The 21,662-nt window shown below is 69.4% G+C and carries 4 protein-coding genes; all 4 read right to left on the minus strand.

The annotated features are described in order from the left end of the window. Nucleotides 1-30: 30 nt before the first annotated feature. The 4 genes from VHD82_RS34380 to VHD82_RS34395 are packed head-to-tail and all read right to left on the minus strand — an operon-like array spanning nt 31 to nt 21,662. Nucleotides 31-3,390 (minus strand): amino acid adenylation domain-containing protein, encoded by a 3,360-nt coding sequence (locus VHD82_RS34380; protein ID WP_414637617.1) that lies wholly within the window; start codon nt 3,388-3,390, stop codon nt 31-33. Further along, nucleotides 3,384-10,463: a non-ribosomal peptide synthetase gene (locus tag VHD82_RS34385; RefSeq protein WP_325713326.1), complete on the minus strand. Its 7,080-nt coding sequence runs from the start codon at nt 10,461-10,463 to the stop codon at nt 3,384-3,386. Before VHD82_RS34385 ends, VHD82_RS34380 begins: the two co-directional genes overlap by 7 nt. Further along, on the minus strand, nt 10,456-14,664 hold the full coding sequence (locus VHD82_RS34390) for an amino acid adenylation domain-containing protein (protein ID WP_325713327.1): 4,209 nt from the start codon (nt 14,662-14,664) through the stop codon (nt 10,456-10,458). Before VHD82_RS34390 ends, VHD82_RS34385 begins: the two co-directional genes overlap by 8 nt. Further along, nucleotides 14,661-21,662, minus strand: a complete 7,002-nt coding sequence (locus VHD82_RS34395; RefSeq protein WP_325713329.1) for a non-ribosomal peptide synthetase — start codon at nt 21,660-21,662, stop codon at nt 14,661-14,663. The genes VHD82_RS34390 and VHD82_RS34395 overlap by 4 nt, the downstream gene beginning before the upstream one ends.

Raw genomic sequence — 21,662 nt, forward strand, 5'->3', positions numbered from 1 at the left:
GCCGCTGCGGAGGGGCCTGCTTTTCGTTGCTCAGGACAGTTCGGCCTCCACGTCGGACTCCGACAGCGCGTCGATCTCCAGGTAGATCTCGGCGACCTGCGCGAGCCTGCCCGGTTCGGCCTCGTCGGCCAGCAGGCGTTCGGCCATCGCACCGACCGTGAGCGTGGCGAAGAGCGTGCGCACCGAGACCTCCGTGGTGTCCAGTGCTTCGCGCAGCCGCCCGACGATCATCGTGGCCAGCACGGAATCCCCGCCGAGCGCGAAGAACGGATCGGTCCGGCTGATCCGTTCGACCCCGAGCACCTCCGCCCAGACCTTCGCCAGCACGTTTTCCAGGTGGCCGACCGGCGCGACGTAGGTGTCGGCCTCCGCCGCCCAGCCCGCGGCGACCGTGCGGCGGTCCACCTTTCCGTTGGCTGTCAACGGCATCTCGTCGAGGACCAGTACCCGCGCCGGGACCATATGCGGCGGCAGCATGGTACGCACGAACTCGCGGACCTCGTCCCCGGTCACCGCACCGGCCACCGCGGCGACGAGCTGATTCCCGGCGACACCGGCGATTCCGCGCCGCACCGCGGGGTGCCCGGCCAGCGCGGCTTCGACTTCGCCCAGCTCGATCCGGACCCCGCGCACCTTGACCTGGTGGTCGCGGCGGCCGAGGAACTCCAATGTGCCGTCCGGCCAGTACCGCGCCAGGTCACCGGTCCGGTACCAGCGGCGGCCTTCGTGGGTGACGAACCGGTCGGCGGTGCGTTCGGGGTCGGCTCGATAGCCGTGGGCGACGCCGTCGCCGCCGATCCACAGCTCGCCGCCGACCCAGTCCGGACAGTCGCGGCCACGCGCGTCCACGACCCGGCAGGCCACGTTGCGCAGCGGCGTCCCGTACGGCACGGAACGCCAGGTCGACGGGACGCCGTGCACTTCGCACACCGTCGAATGGATAGCGGTTTCCGTGGTGCCGCCAAGGCCGGCGAAGCGGCAGCGCGGGGCGTGCGCGGCAACGCGGCCCGGCAGGTCGGTGCCTACCCAGTCGCCGCCGAGTAACACCGTGCGCAGGCTCGTGAGTTCACCGGGGCCGGCCGAGACGAGCAGCATGTCCAGCAGCGCCGGAACGCAGTTGATCAGGGTCACGCCGCGGGCCGCGACGAGTTCGGCCCACGCCCGCGCGTCGCGCCGGTCGCCCTCCTCGACGAGTACCACCGCACCGCCCGCGCCCAGGAGGCCGAACATGTCGTAGACGGACAGGTCGAAGTCCAAAGCGGACACTGCCAGGCAACGGTCGGATGGGCCGACGCCGAAGCGTTCGTTGAGGTCGTCAATGGTGTTCATGGCCGCGCGGTGCGGCACCTCGACGCCCTTCGGTTCACCCGTGGAACCCGATGTGAACAGCACGTATGCAACGGCTTCTTCGTCGACGGGCACCGGCTCGGCCAGTGGTTCGGCGTCCGCTTTCGCCTCCGTCAGCACGGTTTTCAGGTCCGCGATGCGCTTGATCCGCTCGGCGCGGGCGGGCGGCTGGTCGACGCCGATCGGCACATACGCGGCGCCGGCGGCGAGCACGCCGAGCACGGCCGCGATCTGGTCCGGGCCCTTCGGCAGGCTCACGCCGACCGTGTCACCGAGGCCGATCTCCTTGGCGCGCAACGAAGCCGCGATCCGCAGCGCACGGTCGGCGAGTTCGCCGTAGGTGGTCTCGCCGCCGGCCCACTGCAGCGCGGGCGCGTCCGGGGTCTCCTTGGCGTGCGCGAAGAACCCGTCGTGCAAGCGCTTTCCGCTTCGCGGCCCGGCGGTGTCATTGACGCGGGCGCGGACCGCGGCCTGCGCGGCGGGCAGCGCACCGCCGACCGGCTGGTCCCAAGCGTCGTCGTCCTGCCCGAGGCGGGTGATCAGGCCATGGAAGGCGGCGAACATCTCGTCGATCATCCCGGCTGGGAAAGCGCTTTCTCGCACGTCCCAGTTGATCAGCAGACCCTCGTTGACCTCGGTGACCTGCGCGTCCAGCAGCACCTGCGGGCCCTGGGAGATGATCCACACCGCCTCGCCGAACACTCGGCGGACGTCGGCGCCGAACAGCTCGCCGAGGTTGAGCGCGCTGGTGAACACGATCGGCGCGAGCACCTGTTCGCCCTGGTGCCGGGACAGGTCCCGCAGCACCTCGACGCCGGAGTAGGCGGCGTGCGCGGCGTCGGCGTGCATCCTGTCCTGTAAGGCTTTCGCATGGTCCACAAAGGACGCCTCGACGGAGAGGTCCACATCCAGCAACACCGAGCCGGTGAAATCGCCGACCAGCTTTTCGACGTCCGGATGGTCGCTCCGCCGGTCGAACATCGGCAGGTTGAGCAGGAACCGCGGGGACGCGCTCCAGGAGGCGAGCGATTCGGCGAACGCGGCCGCGACGACCATCGCCGGGGTCAGCCCGTGCTCGTGCGCGCGCGACGCCAGCCGCTTGCGGTCCTCGGGCACGAGCCAGTGGTGCCGCCTCGTGACGCGAGTGGCGTCGCCGCGCTCGGCCTCCGGCACCAGCGGCAAGTCCGGCGCGGCGGGCAGCTCGGGAATGCGGTGCTGCCACCAATCCCGGGCGCTCGCCAGCTCGGCTTCGCGGCTCGCCTCGCGTTCGGCGAGGTAGCGCGGGTAGCTGTAGCCGATGGGCTCGGACTTGGGGTTTTCGTAGAACCGCGCCAGGTCGGCGAGCAGCACGCGGTAGCTCAGCGCGTCGGCCGCGAGCATGTCGACGTCCACGTGCAGCCTGGTCCTGCCGCCGGGCAGCCGGCTGAGCTGGATCGAGAACACCTCGCCCTCGGCGACATCCAGGCGCGCGTGCGAGGAGGTGTCGCGGATGCGTTCCAGCTCCTGCTCGTCGGTGATGTCATGCACGACCAGCGGCGGCTGGCGGCGCTCGGGCAGGATCTGCTGACGACCGTCGTCGGTGAACTTCGCGCGCAGCATCCCGTGCCTGGCGACCAGTGCGCGCACGGCTTTTTCCAGCCGTTCCGGGTCCACGTCGCGGCCGTCGAACTCGACGTAGAGGTGCGCGGCGACGGCGCCGAGCGTGGTCTCCTCGTCCCGGCCGATCCAGTACGCGTGCTGCATGAGCGCCAGCGGGAACGGTTCGGTTTCGTCGATCTCGACGCTCACCACCGGATCCGGCGCAACGCCGGCCGCTTCGGCCAGCACCTCGCGCCAGCCCGCGAGTGTCGGACTCTTCGCCAGCTGCGCGAAGCTCACCTTGATCCCCCGCCGACGCCATTTGTTGGCCACCTGCATCAGCTGGATCGAGTCCAAGCCCCATTCGATGAGACTGTCCCCTTCGGACAGTTCGGCGGCCTCCGGGCCGAGCAGGCCGGTGACCTCCCGCAGGAGTTCCCCCGCCGTCGGCTGCTCACTCACCACGTGTCTGACTCCTCTTCGAATTCGGCGATGTCCTCGGCACTGACGTCCACAAGGGACAGATCCAGCGCCGGGGATGCCTTGCCAAGGACGGTCTTGAACTGTGTGATCAACCCGCTCACGTCGACCGCGCTGGTCAGTGCGATGCGGAGTTCGGCGCCAACCGCGGCGACGGTGACCTCCAGCGCCCAGTCCGGGGCGCGGCCGTCGCGGGGTGGCACGCGGAGCATCGGCGCCTCGGGTGCGATCGACCACGGGCCTCCGTCGCCCGCCTCGACCCGGCCGAGGTAGTTGACCACGATCGTCGGTTCGGGCAGACCGAGATCGAGCAGGCCGTAGCCGAGCCCGTGGTCCGGCAGGTCGCGGATCTTCCCGCCACGACGCAGGGGGAAGACCGTGGTGAACCAGCCGACGGTCGCGGACAGGTCCACGCCGGGCGCGATCTGTTCCTCACGGCCGTGGCCCTCGACCGCGAACACCGGGTTCTCGGCACCCCGCCAGGCGGCCAGCGCTTCCCCGAAGGCGTCCAGCAGTGCTTGCTGCACTTCACCTTCCGGCAGTGGGACGGTGAACTCGGTGACCGTAACCGAATGGTCGGTCAGTGGCAGCACGCGGTCGGCGCCGTCCAGGATGCCCCGCCACAGGTCACCTTCACCGCTGCGGTCCTGTTGTCCGAGCAGCTCGGCCCAGCGCCGGAAGGACGTGCCGGTGCGGGCGAGTTCGTTGCCCTGCCAGGCCTCGGCGAGGTCGTTCTGGAGGATCCGCCACGAGACCCCGTCCACGACGAGGTGGTCGGCGACCAGCAGCACCCGGTCGGCGAAGCGGACCGCCTGCACCATCCGCTCGTCGGTGATGCGGTCGCGGGCGGCCATCAGCTCGTCGTCGAGGGAACGCGTGGCCCTGGTCAGGATTTCCTTGGCAGGGAACGATTTCTCGGGCACGAACAGTTCGGTGCCGGTCCAGCGGGCGCGGAGCAGGTCGTGCCTGTCGAGCACCGCTTGCAGGGTGCGTGCCAGCTCGTCGTCGGTCAGCCCGTCCGGCGCGACGAGGAGCATCGCCTGGAAGAGGCCCCGGTAGCGGAAGATCGGGGTCGGCGCCACGCTGCCGGTGGGCACGTCGTCGAACACCGTGAACTCGCCCGCGGCGGCCAGTCCCGCCGGGGTGCGATGCTCGAAGATCTGCCGCGGGGTCAGCGTGATCCCGGCCTTCCGGGCGCGGCTGACCAGCTGGACGGAGACGATGCTGTCGCCGCCGAGTTCGAAGAAGCTGTCGTGCACGCCCACCTCGGGCAGCCCGAGCGTCTCCGCGAACAGCTTGCACAGCAGGGATTCGCGCTCGTCTCGCGGCTTGGCCTCGCCGGTGAGCGCGGTGAAGTCGGGGTCGGGAAGCGCTTTCCGGTCCAGCTTCCCGCTCGGCGTCAACGGCAGCTCGGCCAGCGGGACCACGGCCGCGGGCACCATGTGTTCAGGTAGCGACGTGACCAAACTTCGCTTGACCAGATTTGAATCTGCGTCACCGGTCATATATGCGACCAGCCGCTCATCACGCGCGACGACCACAGCCTGGCGGACGCCCGGCACCCGGCCGATCGCGGTCTCGATCTCGCCGAGTTCGATCCGGAACCCGCGGATCTTGACCTGATCGTCGGCTCGGCCCTGGAACTCCAGCGCGCCGTGGTGCCAGCGGACCACATCACCGGTGCGGTACAGCCGCTCGCCCGGCACGAACGGGCTCGCGACGAATCGCGAAGCGGTGAGCCCCGGCCGGTTCGCGTACCCGCGGGCGAGCTGCACACCCCCGAGGTACAGCTCGCCCGCCACACCCGGCGCGACTGGGCGCAGGAACCGATCGAGGACGTGCACCTGTGTGTTCCAGACCGGCACGCCGATGGGTACCGTGCCGGTGCCCATGGTGGCCGGCCAGGAGGTGACGTCGACGGCAGCCTCGGTCGGCCCGTACAGGTTCTGCATCCCCGGGCGGGCGAGCTCCGCGGGCAGCGCCTCGCCGCTGCAGATGACCCGCCGGGGCAGCGGGCGGTCGCCGTAGGCACGCAGCATCGACGGTACGAAGTGGACAGTCGTGATGTCCCGCATGAGCCCGGCAAGGTAGTCCGGATCCTTGTGCCCACCCGGTTTGGCCAGCACGAGAGTGGCCCCGGTGATCAGCGGCCAGAAGAACTCCCACACCGACACGTCGAAACTCGACGGCGTCTTCTGCAGAACGCGATCCTCGGCGGTCAGCCCGTATGCGGCCTGCATCCACAGCAGCCGGTTCACGATCGCCCGGTGTGAGACCACCACGCCCTTCGGGCGGCCCGTCGAACCCGAGGTGTAGATGACGTAGGCCGGGTTGTCCGGATGGGGCTGCGCCGGGCGCGCGGATCCCTCGAGGACAGCGGGAAGCACGACGGTCGGCCTGGCGTCTTCGATCATGAAATCGAGCCGTTCCGCCGGGTACGACGGGTCGAGCGGCAGGTAGGCGCCGCCCGCCTTGAGCACGGCCAGCAGCGCGACGATCAGCTCCAGCGAACGGTCCTGGCGGATTCCGACGACCCGCTCCGGGCCGACACCCGCGGCCGCGAGTTGCCCGGCCAGCGCCTTGGCGCGGGCGTCCAGCTCCGCGTACGTCAGCGCCGTGCCCTCGAAAACCACCGCTGTGGCGTCCGGCGTCCTGGCCACCTGCGCCTCGAACAGCTCGGGCAACGTGGTGTCGGGGATCGGCTCGTAGCGCACCGGCGACTGTCGTTCGGCTTCGGTGACCACCGTGGTCTTCGACAGCGGTCGGTCCGGGTCCGCGAGCAGGTCCCCGACATACCGCGTGAAGCGCCGCACAAGGTCGTCCACTGTGGACCGGTCGAACAGGTCCTTGCTGTACACCAGCCAGCCGTCGATCCCGTCCGGCTGCTCGAAGAGATGGAACGAGAGATCTGTGCGCGCGGCGTAGAACTCGACATGCTCCTCGCGCAGCGACGCCGCGCCGAACGGCACCGGGTCCCCGACGCCCTGCTGGTAGGCGAGCATCACCTGGAACAGCGGATGCCTGCCGAGCGAGCGGGCCGGGTTGAGCGCCTCCACCAGGCGTTCGAAGGGAAGATCCTGGTGCGCGAACGCGTCCAGGTCCGTCGCGCGTGCCCGCTCGACGAGCTGCCGGAACGTCGGGTTCCCGGCGAGATCGGTGCGCAGCACCAGGGTGTTGACGAAACAGCCGACGAGCCCGTCGAGCGCCGTGTCGGTGCGGCCGGCGATCGGGCTGCCCAGCGGGATGTCCTCCCCCGCACCCAACTGATTCAGGAACGCGGCGACCGCGGCCTGCGCGGTCATGAACGCGGTCGCTCCGTTCTGCCGCGCAAACGCTTTCAGCTGCGGAAGCCGGAAGCGCACGGCGTCGCCTTCGAAGGTCGGCGTCGCCGGTCGCCGGCGGTCGGTGGGCAGGGCGAGTTCGTCGGGCAGCTCGGCGAGCTGTCCGCGCCAGTACGCGAGCTGGGTGGCCGACAGGCTGTCCGGGTCGCCGTGGTTCCCGAGCAGATCGCGTTGCCAGAGCGCGTAGTCGGCGTACTGCACGGGCAGCGGGGCCCACTCGGGGCGGCGGCCGTGCAGGCGCGCGGTGTAGGCGGTGGTCAGGTCGGCCAGCAGCCGCTCGGCTGACCAGCCGTCGCCGGCGATGTGGTGCGTGAGCAGGGAAAGCACCTGGCCGTCGAGCAGCCGGGCCTCGAACGGCGGCTCGCTGTCGAGTTCGAAGGAGCGCCGAGCGGCCTGTTCGAGCGTGCCACCGGTGTGCAGGGCCGGGGTCCATTCGAGCACCTGCTGATACGGCTTGCCCTCGAACTCGGGGTAGCTGGTGCGCAGGACCTCATGCCGTCCGACCACATCGGCCAGTGCCGAGCGCAGCGCGTCGACGTCGAGGTCACCGTCCAGCCGGACGGCAAGTGGCACGTTGTACGTCGGGCTGGGGCCTTCGAGTCGGTAGAGAAACCAAAGGCGTTGCTGTGCATAGGAAAGCGGCACGCGACGCGGGCGCGGCATCGGGGTGAGCGCCGGGCGTTTCCGGTCGCCCACCTCAAGCGCGTCGGCCAGCCTGGCGACGGTGGGCGCGTCGAACACCGTGCCGATCGACACCTCCACGCCCAGCTCCGCGCGGATCCGGCCGACGAGCCGCGTGGCCAGCAGCGAATGCCCGCCGAGCGCGAAGAAGTCGTCGTCCACTCCGACCTGGTCGAGCCCGAGCAGATCCGCGAACAGGCGGGCCAGTGCGCGCCCGCGTTCGGTGCTCGGCGCCGTGGCGGTCGTGACCACCTCGGGCTCCGGCAGTGCCTTGCGGTCGAGTTTCCCGCTCGGCGTAAGGGGAATCTCGTCGAGCACCGTGATCACGCTCGGCACCAGGTGCTCGGGCAGTGAAGTGACCAGCTTTCTCTTGACCAGATTTGAATCTGCGTCACCGGTCACGTAAGCGACCAGCCGGTCATCGCGGACGAGGGCAGCCGCATTGCCGATTTCGGGAAGCGCTCGCAGGGCGGCTTCGACTTCGCCCAGCTCGATCCGGAAACCCCGGAGCTTGACCTGATCGTCCGAGCGGCCTTCGTACCGCAGAGCGCCGTCGTGCCAGCGCACGAGGTCGCCGGTGCGGTACAGCCGCTCACCCGGCGCGAACGGGCTCGCCACGAATCGGGAAGCGGTGAGCCCGGCACGGTTGAGGTACCCCCGCGCCAGCTGCACGCCACCGAGATACAGCTCCCCGACGACACCCGGCGGGACCGGTTGCAGGAAGCGATCCAGCACGTGGACCCGCGTGTTCCACACCGGCCGGCCGATCGCCACCGAGTCCTCGACCCGGTGGTACGTCACGTCCACCGCGGCTTCGGTCGGTCCATACAGGTTGTGCATCCCCGGCTTCGCGAGATCCTCCGGCAACGCCTCGCCACTGCAGATCACGCGCTTCGGCAGCGGTCGATCACCATAGGCGCGGAGCATCGACGGGACAAAGTGGACAGTCGTGATGTCCTGGATGACTTCGGCAAGGTAATCGGGATCCTTGTGCCCACCCGGTTTGGCCAGCACGAGAGTGGCCCCGGTGATCAGCGGCCAGAAGAACTCCCACACCGACACGTCGAAACTCGACGGCGTCTTCTGCAGGACACGGTCCTCGGCGGTGAGCCCGTACTCGTCCTGCATCCACAGCAGCCGGTTCACGATCGCCCGGTGTGAGACCACCACGCCCTTCGGGCGGCCCGTCGAACCCGAGGTGTAGATGACGTAGGCCGGATTGTCCGGCGAAGGCGGGGTGACCGGCGCCTTCTCCTCGAACGCGCGAGGCAAAACCACGACGGGCGAAGCGTCCTCGATCATGAAGTCCAGCCGCTCGGCCGGATACGAAGGATCAAGCGGCAGATACGCGCCACCCGCCCGCTGCACCGCCAGCAGAGACACGATCAAGTCCAGCGATCGGTCTTGCCGGATACCGACGATGCTCTCCGGGCCGACACCCGCGGCGGCCAACTGCTCCGCGAGCATCTGCACCCGCGAATCCAGTTCCGCGTAGGTCAACGAAGAGCCTTCGAACTCGACGGCCACCGCCTCCGGCGTCCGCGCCACCTGGGCCGCGAACAACTCCGGCAATGTCGTATCCGGCAGTTCGACAACGGTCCCGGCGGGAAGTGGCGAGTCGTGGAACGACAGTCGCGCGACGGCCGTGTCCGGCGCCGTCAGTCCCGCGTCGAGCAGGGATTCCAGGTGCAGCAGGAATCTCTCCACGGTCGCCGCGGTGAAGAGTTCCGTCGAATAGGTGGCCTCGACCCGCATCCGCCCGCCGGTGAGGAACGCCTCCAGCGCGAGGTCGAACTGGGTGGTGTCGTTGTGCACCGTCTCCCAGCTCGCGTCCACGCCGGGCAGGTCGAGCCCCTGCAAACCCTGCGTCAGGAACAGCAGCATCACGTCGAACAGGACCGACCGGCCGGCGGTGCGCGGCGGGCGCAGCCGCTCCACCAGCAGGTCGAACGGGAGATCCTGGTGCGCGTAACCGTCCGTGCACACCTGCTGGACGCGGCGGACCAGCTCGGCGAACGAGGGCTCGCCGGACAGATCCGCCCGCAGCACGAGGGTGTTGCCGAAGTTGCCGATCAGCCGTTCGACCTCACCGGCGTCGCGGTTCATCGAAGCCGAGCCGACCGGCACGTCGGTCACGCCGGTGTACCGGTGCAGCAACGCCGCGTACCCGGCGAACACGACCATGAACGGCGTGACCCCGGCGGCCTGCGCGTACCCCGTGATCCGCGCGGTCAGCTCCGAGCCGAGTGTCCTAACGCGACGGTTGCCACGGCTGCTCCGGCCGGCGCCGCGTGGGAAGTCGGTGGGCAGCGGCAGGTTCTCCGGCATCGGGTTCAGCGCCTCACGCCAGTAACCGAGGTCCTTTGCCAGTCGCTCATCGGTGAGCGTTTTCCGTTGCCACAGCGCGAAGTCCGCGTACTGCACCGGCAGCGGCTCCAGACCCGAAGGCGCGCCGGTGGTGTCCTCGCGATACAACGCCGACAGGTCACGGGAGAGCGCGTTGAAGGTGAAGCCATCCCACGCGATGTGGTGCACCGTGAGCACCAGCACCCAGTGATCGTCGGTGCGGCGGAGCAGCTTGAGCCGCATCGAATGCTCGTGCGCGAGGTCGAAAGCATGGCTCGACTCTTGCCGGGAAAGCGCTTTCACAGTCCGTTCCCGCTCGGCCTCCGGCAGCCCTCGCAGGTCGGTTTCGGCCATCTTGACCACGGCGTGCTCGTCCACGAGCTGGCGCGGTTGTCCATCCTCGCCCGGCACGTACCTGGTGCGCAGGATCTCGTGCCGCCCAACGAGCCGCTGGAAGGAACGGTGCAGCGCGGCCGCGTCCAGCTTGCCGGTCAGGGTGATCGCGAGGCACACGTTGTACGCGGGGCTGTCCGGTTCGAGCTGTTGCAGGAACCACATCCGCGACTGCGCGAAGGACAACGGCAGATCGTCTTCGCGGTCCCGCTTGGGGATCTGGTCGGTGTTGCTCAGCCCGGCCTGCGCGAGCCGGCGGCGCAGCAGTTCCCGCTTGCGGGCGGCCAGGTCACTCACCGGCGATCTCCTTCAACGCGCCGAACCATTCGCGGGACAGCTCCTCGATCCGCTCCTCGGTGAAGATCGCCGACGGCCACTGCCAGTCGGCCTCCAGCGAGGAACCGTGCACCAGCACATTGACCACCAGGCAGTACGGCGCGGGCATGTCGTCATCCACGCCACCACCCATCGCGCCGACCTCCGGCGCGCCGGACCACGGCTCGCCCCCGGTCTCGCCGACGGTCAGCCTGCCGAGGTAGTTGAACTCGATCTGCGGTTCGGGCAGTTTTGCCAGCTCCGGCGCTGTTTCCGGGTCGAGATAGCGAAGCAGGCCATGGCCGATACCCCTGTCCGGCAGCGCCAGCTGCTCCGCGACCCGCGCAAGTCCTTTGTGGACATCCCCGGCACCGGGATCGATGCGAACCGGGTACACGCTGGTGAACCAGCCGACGGTCCCGGACAAGTCGGCGCCCGGGACGATCTGCTCCTCACGGCCGTGGCCCTCCAGCGCGAGCAGGAGTGACGTGTCGTCGTCGCCGCGCCAGCGCGAAACCGCCTTCGCCAGCGCCGTGAGCAGCACATCGTTGATCGTCACGCCGTGTTTCTCGGGCACCGTCGTGAGCAGCGCGGCGGTCACATCCGCGTCGAGCATCGTGCGGCTCTGGCGCATCGTCGCGCGCGTGTCCACCGCCGGGTCGAGCCGCCGAGAGCCCAGCACCGGGTCGGGCCCGGACAGGATGTCGCGCCACAGGTCCCGCTCACCGGCCTTGGCGCGGGCGACCTCGGGAAGCGCTTTCGCCCATTCCCGGAACGAGGTCCCGACCGGCGGCAGCTCGCGGCCGCGCCACAGATCGGCGAGCTCAGGCACCAGCACCCCCCAAGACGCGCCGTCGACGACCAGGTGGTGCAACAGGATCAGCAGCCGGTTCGTGCGCTCGAACCAGACGAACCGCGCCATCTCGCCGCGCGCCGGATCCAGCTCGCGGAGGTTGTCCTCCATGACGTCCATCAGCTCGCCGTCCGCGCGCCGGACGACACTGGAAGCGCTTACCGACCCACGCGGCCGGACCGTGAACGCACCGTCGAAAGTGGACCGGAGCACGTCGTGCCGGTCCAGCAGGGTCTGCACGAGCCGGTGCAGCCCTGCGAGATCCAGTTCCGGTGGGGTGCACAACAACCGCGCCTGACTGAGCCGGTTGTAGGGCTTGTTGTGGGTGAGCCAGGTCAGCATCGGAGTGAGCGGCACGTCGCCGACGCCCGCGTCCGGGTCGGCCGCGCGCGCCTTGCCTCCGACGAGCGCGAGTTCGGCGACCGTGCGGCGCTCGAACACGTCGCGCGGACTGAAGCCGAACCCGAGCGCCCTGGCCTTGCTGACCAAGCGCATGGACACGATGCTGTCGCCGCCGAGCGCGAAGAAACTGTCGTCGACGCCGACCTGCCGTACCCCGAGCACCTCGGCGAACAGCTCGGCCAGGCGCGCCTCTTCCTCGGTGCGCGGAAGTGTCGACGAACCCGTGTAGTGCGGTGCCGGCAGCGCCTTGACGTCGAGTTTGTCGTTGCGGGTCAAGGGAAACGCATCCACCGCGACGAGGGCCGCCGGGACCATGTACTCCGGAAGACTCGCGGCGACACGCTCGCGCAGGCCTGTCACGTCGCCGTCGCGGAGCACGACGTAGGCGATTAGCCGACGCACGCCAGGGGTGTCCTCGCGCGGGATGACCACCGCACGCTCCACCCGGTCTTCCCGCAGAAGCACGGCCTCGATCTCACCGGGTTCGATGCGGAACCCGCGGATCTTCACCTGGTCGTCGACCCGGCCGAGACATTCCAGCATCCCGTCGCTGTTCCAGCGGGCGATGTCGCCGGTGCGGTACATCCGGCCGCTGTGGAACGGATCCGCGACGAACCGCTCCGCCGTCGTGCCCGGCCGGCCGAGGTAGCCTCGCGCGAGTCCCGCGCCCGCGAGGTACAGCTCGCCCTCGACGCCGATCGGGCAGGGCCGCAGCCTCCGGTCGAGCACATAGGCACGGGCATTGGCGACCGGCGAGCCGATCGACGGAGTCTCGCTGATGGCGAGATCACCGGCCGCGGAGTCCACAGTGCACTCGGTCGGGCCGTAAAGATTATAGACGGCAAGGTCTTTCTCGGCTCGCAGCAAGCGCCACAGCTCACCGGGGACAGCCTCCCCGCCTACCCCGAGCACTTTCAGTTCGCCGCGCCATGGCTGTGTCGCGACGGCCGCGAGCAGCGACGGGGACAGCTCGACGAACTCGATCCGGTGACCGGCGAGAAAATCCCGCAGCAGATCGGGGTCCCGTCGGACGTCCGGGGGCACGAGGTGCAGTTCGTGGCCCGCGAACATCCACAGCATCGGCTGCCAGGACGCGTCGAAGGCCATCGGCCACGCGTGCGCGACCCGGACCGGCCTGCCCGTCCTGGCCCGCGCGGGATCGAACAGCTGTGCGCGGTGACTGGCCAGGAGGTTCGTGATCGACGCGTGGCTGATCACCACGGCCTTCGGGGTGCCGGTGGAGCCCGAGGTGTAGATGACGTAGGCGGGATTTCCCGGCAGCGCCAAGGGGGCCAGGTTCCCGTCCGAATGGTCGGTCACCGGCAGGGCGTCGAGCACGACCACGGGCCGGGCGTCGGCGAGCATCTGCTCGATCCGCTCGGCGGGCCACTCCGAGTCGAGTGGCAGGTAGGCGGCGGCGGCCTTGAAGGTGGCCAACAGGGCGATGATCATGTCCGGGCCCGCCGGGAGCTTCAGCGCGACCACGCGTTCCGGTCCGGCGCCCCGGTCGACGAGCGCGCGGGCGACCTGGTTCGCGCGGGCGTTCAGCTCCCCGAAGGTCAGCCGCTGTTCGCCCGAGACAACAGCGGTCGCGTCGGGCGTGGCGCGGACCTGCGCCTCGAACAGCTCGGACATGGTGCGCGCAGGCACATCCAGACGGGGGCCGGTACCGAACTCCCGTAGCCGTTGGTGCTCCTCCGGCGAGAGCGGATCGAACTCGCGGCCCTCCGCGAACGCCTCGACCGCACGGCGGAAGTGCCCGGTGAGCGCTTCGATCCACTCGCGCGAGAACGCGTCCGGCCGGTACTCGAAGGTGACCGACAGGTCTGCCTCCGCCGCGACGGCGAGCGTAAGCGGATAGTGCGTCGCGTCGTCGACCTCGACCTGGCTGATCCGGATCCCGGCGGCGGTCTCCCCACGCCCGACCGATTCGCCGTCGATCGGGTAGTTCTCGAAGACGATCAAGGTGTCGAACAGATCGCCCGCGCCCGCGGCGCGCTGGATCTCGGTGAGCCCGAGGTACTGGTGCTCGATGAGCCCGGACTGGGCGGACTGCACTTCGCGCACCGTTTCCAGCAGCTGCTCGCGCACCAGGACCCGCACCGGCACGGTATTGATGAACAGGCCGATCATCGAGTCCACCTCGGACAGATCCGCGGGCCTGCCGGACACGGTCGCGCCGAACACCACGTCCTCGCGCCCGGTGAGCCGCCCGAGCACCGTGCCCCACAGGCCCTGGACCACGGAGTTCACGGTCAGTCCGTGCTCGCGGGCCCTGGCGTAGAGCCGTTCCGCCGGCAGGTCGATCCGGATCTTGCCCGGCCTGGTCGGCACGCGAGAGGCGGCGGGCGCGAGCAGCGTCGGCTCGGCGCCGTCCAGCTCGTCCAGCCACGCCGCCGCCGACGCCTGCCTGTCTCGCCCGGCGAGCCAGGTCAGGTAGTCGCGGTACGGGCGCGGTTTCGGCGGGGTGTTGCCGCCGTAGATCTCCAGCAACTCGCTGACCAGCAACGGAAGCGACCAGCCGTCGAGGAGGATGTGATGGTTGGTGAGCACCAGCCGGTAGCCGGTCTCGGCTACCCGCACCAGGCTCATCCGCAGTAGCGGCGGCTCGCCGAGGTCGAACCGGGTCGCGCGGTCCCTCGCCAGCACCGCGTCGAGGTCGCCTTCGCTTACCGCCCAAGGCAGTTCGACCTCGTCGAGCACGACCTGTACCGGCTCGTCCAGGTCCTCGTGCACGAAGCAGGAGCGCAGGTTCGCGTGCCTGGCCAGCACCGTCCGTGCCGCGTCGTGCAGCCGGTCCGCGTCGATCTCGCCTTCCAGGCCGAGCACGAACTGCACCGTGTAGACGTCCTCGGCGTCCTGGTCGAACTGCGCGTGGAAGAGCATTCCGTGCTGCAGCGGGGAAAGCGGCAGGATGTCCTCGATCACTTCTGCCCCCACTTCGCGGCGATCTTGTCCAGCTGTCCCTGGCTGAGCGAGACCAGCGGCACGTCCGACGGCGTGAGCCCGGCGTCTTCACCGGTCGCCAGCGCGGTCAGCGTCCGCAGCCAGGCCTGGGCGATCCGGTCGACGTCCGCCTTGGTGTGCCGGCCGGTCCAGGACCAGGTGGCCTTCAGCACCGGGCCTGCCGGGGTGTCCTCGGTGACCGCGTTGATCTCCAGCGGGTGATGCTGCAGCGCGGGTTCCGGCAGCTGCTCCGGTCCGGGCATCCAGTAGCCGTCGGCGAGGTCGAACCGGCCGAGGTAGTTGAACGCGATTTCCGGTGTCCGGTCGCAGCGCTGCCCGGTCCGCAACTGTTCCTTGACCTGCTGCAGTGCCTTGACCGGCTCGTCGGCGGTGTCCAGCTCGATCGGGTCGACGGTGGTGAACCAACCGACCGTTCGGGAAAGATCTGCGCCCGGCATCCGGTCCTCGTCGCGGCCGTGGCCCTCCAGGGCGACCACGGCCCGTCCTCCGACAGCGACTCCGAGCGCCGCGAGCAGCACCTCGTGTACCCGCGCCCGGACTCCGCCGAGCACGCCTTCGGTTTCCTTCGTGCCCAGTTCGACTTCGAGCCGGCCGGCCTTGCGCGCTCCCGGTGCCGGTTCCTCCGGTAGCGGTGCGCCGGCGGTCGCCTCGGCCCAGCGGCGGAACGAGGTCGGCACCGGTGTGAGCGCCACCGGTTTCGAGGCCGCGCGGGCCGTCCACGCCTCCGCGAGGTCTTCGGCGAGCACGCGCCAGGAGACACCATCGACGACGAGGTGGTGCAGGACCAGCAACAGCCGTCCGTCAAAGCAGACCGCGCGGATCATCGGCCCGGCGGCGGGGTCCAATGCGGCGACCGCTTCGGCGTACTTCTCCGGCGTGTAGGGCCCGGCGACGTGTTCGAGAATGTCTGCCGCACGCACCGAACCGGGCGGCGGCACGTGCAGCTCTCCGTCGCCGAGCCGGGCGCGAAGCAGGTCGTGATGATCGAGAACATCCTGCAGCACCACGGAAAACGCATCGGGCGCGAACGGCGGCGGAACCCGCAACAGTGCCGACTGGTGCATCTTCTCGTCACCGGTACCGGCCCACCACCGCATGATCGGGGTGAACGGCACGACGCCGGTTCCGTCGTCGTGCCGGACCACGGACGCTGCTTCGACAACCCGGGCCAGGGCAGCGGCAGTCTGCTGGTCGAACACCTGTCGCGGCGAGATCTCCAGCCCCGCGGCGCGCGCCTTGCTCACGAACCGGATGGACAGGATGCTGTCGCCGCCGAGAGCGAAGAAATTGTCCTCGGCCCCGACCTCCGGCAGTTTCAGCAGTTCGGCCATCAGTCCACAAAGGATTTCCTCGGTCTCGCCGACCGGGCGACGGCTGACCGAGGGCTCCGGCGCGGGTGCAGGCAGTGCACGCCGGTCGACCTTGCCGGAAGGCAGCAGCGGGAACTCGTCAAGGAAGACGAACCGTTGTGGCACCATGTGTTCCGGCAGCCGTTCGGCCAGCCATTCGCCGACCCCCGTCAGCTCGGGCGCAAGGCAGTAGCCGACGAGCCCTGGCCGGTCGTCCCGCACCAGCACCACCGCGCGGCGGATCCCGTCGTGCTGTTGGAGTACCGCCTCGATCTCCTCCAGCTCGACCCGCATCCCGCGGATCTTGATCTGGTTGTCGGCGCGGCCGAGGAACTCCAGGGTGCCGTCCGGACACCAGCGCGTGAGATCCCCGGTCCGGTACAGCCTTTCGCCCGGTGTGAACGGGTTCGCCACGAAATGCGCGGCGGTGCGCTTCGGGTCGTTGATGTACCCGCGCCCGAGGTAGACCCCGCCGGCGTACAGCTCGCCCGGCACGCCGACCGGCACCGGCAGCAGGTTGCGGTCGAGCACGTAGAGCTGCGTGTTGCCGTTCGGTTTGCCGATGGACACCGCGCTGCGCACGTCCTTCGGGTCGTACACGACGTGGCTGACGCCGATCGTCGCCTCCGCCGGACCGTAGCCGTGGTACAGCACCGCGCCGCTGCTTTCCCGGAACCGCAGGAAAAGCTCCGGGGTCAGCACTTCGCCGCCGCACCAGACGTGCTTGAGCGAACGCGCTCGCGCCGGAAAGTCTTCGATCTGCACCAGCAGGTCGAGGATCGACGACGGCAGGTACGTGAACGTGACGTCGTGCCGCTCGATCAGCCGGAGCAGGTAGTCGATGTCGCGCTCGCCGCCGGGCTCGGCGACGACGAGTTTTCCGCCGGTGGTCAGCGGCAGGAAGATCTCGTTGATCGAGATGTCGAAGCCGAGCGGCGCCTTGAACAGCGACGCGTCACCGGGGCCGAAGCCCAGCATCTCCTGTTGCCACAGCAGTCGGTGGGTGATTGCACGGTGCCGGATCATCGCGCCCTTGGGCGTGCCGGTCGAGCCGGAGGTGTAGATGACGTACGCCAGCCCCTCGGGCTGCCGCGGCACCACGGGATTGTCCGTTGTGGACTCTTTCAGCTCGACATGCACGACAGGCACGCCGAGTTCCTGCACTGGCTCGTCGTGATCCGGGCCGCTGAGAATCGCGGTCAGCCGAGCGTTCGCACAGACCTCGGCGATCCGCTTCGCCGGCCACGAAGGTTCGAGCGGGACGAAAGCGCCGCCCGCCTTCTCCACCGCGATCAGCCCGACCACCAGTTCCACCGAACGTTCCCAGTGCATACCGACGGTCTTCTCCGGCCCCACTCCCAGCTCGGCGAGGCGTCCGGCGAGGTGGTTCGCCAGGCCGTTCAGCGCGGCGTAGGTCAACCGCTGCTCATGGAACTCGACGGCGATCGCGTCCGGGGTGCGCTCGACCTGCGCCTCCACCATCGCGGCGAGCGTGGTCTCCGGCCTGGTCTCCGCGGTGTCGTTGAACGCGTGCAGCTGCGCGCGTTCGGCATCGTCCAGCACCTCGAACAGACCGATCGGTCGGTCAGGTTGGGCCAGCAGCCCGGTGAGCAGGCGGCCGAGACGACGGCCGAGGCGTTCGACGGTGGCTTCGTCGAACAGGTCGGCCGCGTAGGAGATCGCGCAGTCGCCGGGCCCGAAGTGGAACGCCAGGTCGAACTTCGCCCCGGTCGGGCCGGTTTCGATCGGGGTGGTGCGGATCCCGGGTAGGTCGAGTCCGGCCGCGGTCGGTTCGACCTGCGAGACCATCACCTGGAACAGCGGATGCCGTCCGGCGGAGCGGGCCGGGTTCACCGCCTCGACCACTCGCTCGAACGGCAGGTCCTGGTTCGAGTAGGCGTCGAGGTTCGCCGCGCGGACCCGGCGAAGCAGCTCGCGGAACGTGGGGTTCCCGGACAGATCGGTGCGCAGCACCAGCGAGTTGACGAAGTAGCCGACGAGATCGTCGAGGGCCTCGTCGGCCCGCCCGGCGGTGGGTGCGCCGAGCGGGATGTCCTCGCCCGCGCCGAGCCGGTGGAGCAGCACCGCGACCGCGGCCTGGCCGATCATCAATTCCGTCACGCCGAGTTTCCGCGCCAGTCGCCGGGTCTCGGGCAGTTCCACGCGGACGCTCCCGCCGCGCCGGCTGGGGGTGCGAGGGCGTAACCGATCGGTCGGTAGGGAAACTTCCTCGGGCAGCCCGGCCAGTCGTTCGGTCCAGAACGCCCGCTGTTCCTCGGCGACGGCATCGAGGATTTCGTTGTGCCACAAGGTGTAGTCGGCGTACTGCACCGGAAGCGGTGGCCACTGCGGCGCCTTGCCTTGCGTACGTGCGGTGTAGGCGGTGCCGAGGTCGCGCAGCAGCGGGCGGGCCGACCACTCGTCGGCCGCGATGTGGTGCACGACGAGGCACAACTCGTACTCGTCCTCGCCGGTCTTCCGCAGCTGGTAGCGGAGCGGGGCTTCCTCGTCGAGCCGGAACGCGTGCTCGGCGTCGCCGGCGTGGACTTTCCCCGGCGGCAGAAGGTGTTGGTACGGCTCGGTTTCGGGGAAGGTGGTGCGCAGGGTCTCGTGCCGCGTCGCCACGTCCTCGAATGCCGCGTCCAGCGCTGCCACGTCGAGCGGGCCGGACAGGCGGGCGGCGAAAGCGATGTTGTAGGCCGGGTTGGGGCCTTCGAGCCGGTATAGGAACCACAGGCTGCGCTGGCCTGCGGAAAGCGGGATCTCAGCAGGCCGTTCGCGCCGGGTCAGCGCCGGCCGCCGCGCCGGTCCGTCGAGAAGCCGGGCGAGCCGGGCCACTGTCGGTTCGTCGAATACCGCGCGAAGTTGCAGGTCGACGCCGAAGGTGCGGCGGATCCGGCTGATCAGCCTGGTCGCGAGCAGAGAGTGGCCGCCGAGCGCGAAGAAGTCATCGTGCGGCCCAACAGCATCGAGGCCGAGCACGTCGGCGAACAGTTCACAGAGGAGCTGTTCGCGCGGGTCGCGCGGGTCGCGCGCCTCGGCCGGGTCAGTGGTGACCTCCGGCTCGGGCAGGGCCTTGCGGTCGAGTTTTCCGCTCGGGGTAAGGGGAAACGCGTCGAGCACCGTGATCACGTTCGGCACGAGATGCTCGGGTAGTGAAGTGGCCAGCTTTCTCTTGACCACATTTGAATCTGCGTCACCGGTCACGTAAGCGACCAGCCGGTCGCCGCGGGCGAGGGCAGCGGCATTGTCCACCTCGGGAAGCGCGTGCAGCGCGGCTTCGACTTCGCCCAGCTCGACCCGGAAGCCACGGATCTTCACCTGATCATCCGCACGGCCCTCGAAGCGCAAGGTTTCGTCTTGCCAGCGCACCAAGTCACCGGTGCGATACAGCCGCTGCCCGGGGGTGAACGGACTCGCGACGAACCTCGACGCCGTCAACCCCGCGCGATTGAGGTACCCACGCGCCAGCTGCACACCGCCGAGATACAGCTCCCCGACCACACCCGGCGCGACCGGCCGCAGAAACCGATCCAGCACGTGGACCTGCGTGTTCCACACCGGCGTGCCGATCGCCACCGAATCCTCGACCCGGTGATACGTCACATCGACGGCGGCCTCTGTCGGGCCATAAAGGTTGTGCATCCCCGGCTTCGCAAGGTCTTCAGGCAACGCCTCGCCGCTGCAGAACACACGCGGCGGAAGCGGCCTGTCGCCGTAAGCCCGGAGCATCGACGGAACAAAGTGGACAGTCGTGATCGACGGCAGCACCGAGGCGAGATACTCCGGATCGCGATGCCCACCCGGCTTCGCCACCACCAGCGTCGCCCCGGTGATCAACGGCCAGAAGAACTCCCACACCGACACGTCGAAACTCGACGGCGTCTTCTGCAGCACCCGATCCGCAGCCGTCAGCCCGTACTCGTCCTGCATCCACAACAACCGGTTCACGATCGCGCGATGCGAAACCACCACACCCTTCGGACGCCCGGTCGAACCCGACGTGTAAATCACGTACGCCGGATTGTCCGGCGAAGGTGGCGTGACGGCAGAACGCTCCCCGACCGCCGTAGGCAACACCACGACGGGCGAAGCGTCCTCGATCATGAAATCCAGCCGCTCCACCGGATACGAAGGATCAAGCGGCAGGTACGCCCCGCCCGCCCGCACCACGGCCAACAGCGAAACGATCAAATCCAGCGACCGATCCTGCCGAACACCGACAATGCGCTCCGGTCCGGCCCCGGCAGCCGCCAGCTGCTCCGCGAGCACCTGAACCCGGGCATCCAGCTCGGCGTAGGTCAAGGTCGTGCCCTCGAACTCCACCGCCACCGCATCCGGGGTCCGCGAAACCTGCGCCGCGAACAACTCCGGCAAAGTCGACTCCGGCAGCTCCACGACACGACCGGCCGGAAGCGATTCCACTTCGGCACGCAGCCGCGTGATCGAGGTCTCCGGCGCCACGGCGAACCGCTCCAGCATCGCCCGCAACCGCTTGAAAACCACTGTGACATCGGGAAACTGCACGGCATCGTGGTCGATCCGCAACGTCAGCTCGTCGCCCGGCACGACCAGCAGCGCGAGCGGATAATGCGTCGAGTCCCGCACGGAAACCTCGGCCAGCAACGGAATTTCGGCGTCCATCGGGTAGCTCTCGAAGACCACGAGCGTGTCGAAGAGGTTTCCGCCGATTTCGGCCAGCCCGAGATGCTGGTGCTCCAGCAGCCGCGCCTGCTCCGCCTGCACGCGCGTGAAAAGTTCGGCCAGGGACTCGCGCGGCGACAACCGCACCCGCACCGGCACGGTGTTGATGAACATCCCGACCATCGACTCGATGCCGGGCACCTCGGCACTACGCCCGGAAACCGTCGCGCCGAACACGAGATCGTCGCGGCCGGTCAGCTCGGCCAGCAGCAGCGTCCAGACACCTTGCACGACCGCGTTCAGCGTCAGCCCGTGCGCCCGCGCCTGCCGGGTGAGCCGCTCGGTGTCCTCCCGCGAGAACACTGTTTCCGCGCGGACGGGGAACCCTTCGGCTGGCTCGCCGACGAGCGTGGGCCCGTCGAGTTCCGCCAGCGCGTCGGACCACGCGGACCGTGCCGCTTGCTTGTCCTGTTTGGACAGCCAGGTCAGGTACTCCCGATACGGCGTCACCGGCGGCAGCTGCGCACCCTCGTACAGCGCGAGCAGCTCACGCACCAGGATCGGCGCGGACCAGCCGTCCCACAACAGGTGATGCGCGGTCAGCACGAGCGTTCGCTTGCCCACCAAGGTGAATCGCACCAACGGCGGCTTCGCCGGATCGAACGGCTCGGCCCGCTCGGCGTCGAGATCGAGCGAATCGACAACGCGCCACGACACCGGCACCGACCGGCGGACCACCTGCACGAACTGCCCCGACGCCTGGGTCCGGAAGGCGACCCGCAGGTTCGCGTGCCGCCGCAGCAACTCCTCGGCGGCACGGTGCATCCGCTCCGGTTCGACGTCCTCGGTCAGCCGCAGGACGGTCTGCACGGTGTAGACGTCAGCCCGGTCGTCGAGCAGGGCGTGGAAAACCATGCCCTGCTGCAACGGGGTGAGCGGGAGGACGTCCTCGACGCTCGAAGCCAC

The sequence above is a fragment of the Amycolatopsis sp. genome (assembly GCF_035546795.1).
Taxonomy (GTDB): Bacteria; Actinomycetota; Actinomycetes; order Mycobacteriales; family Pseudonocardiaceae; genus Amycolatopsis_E.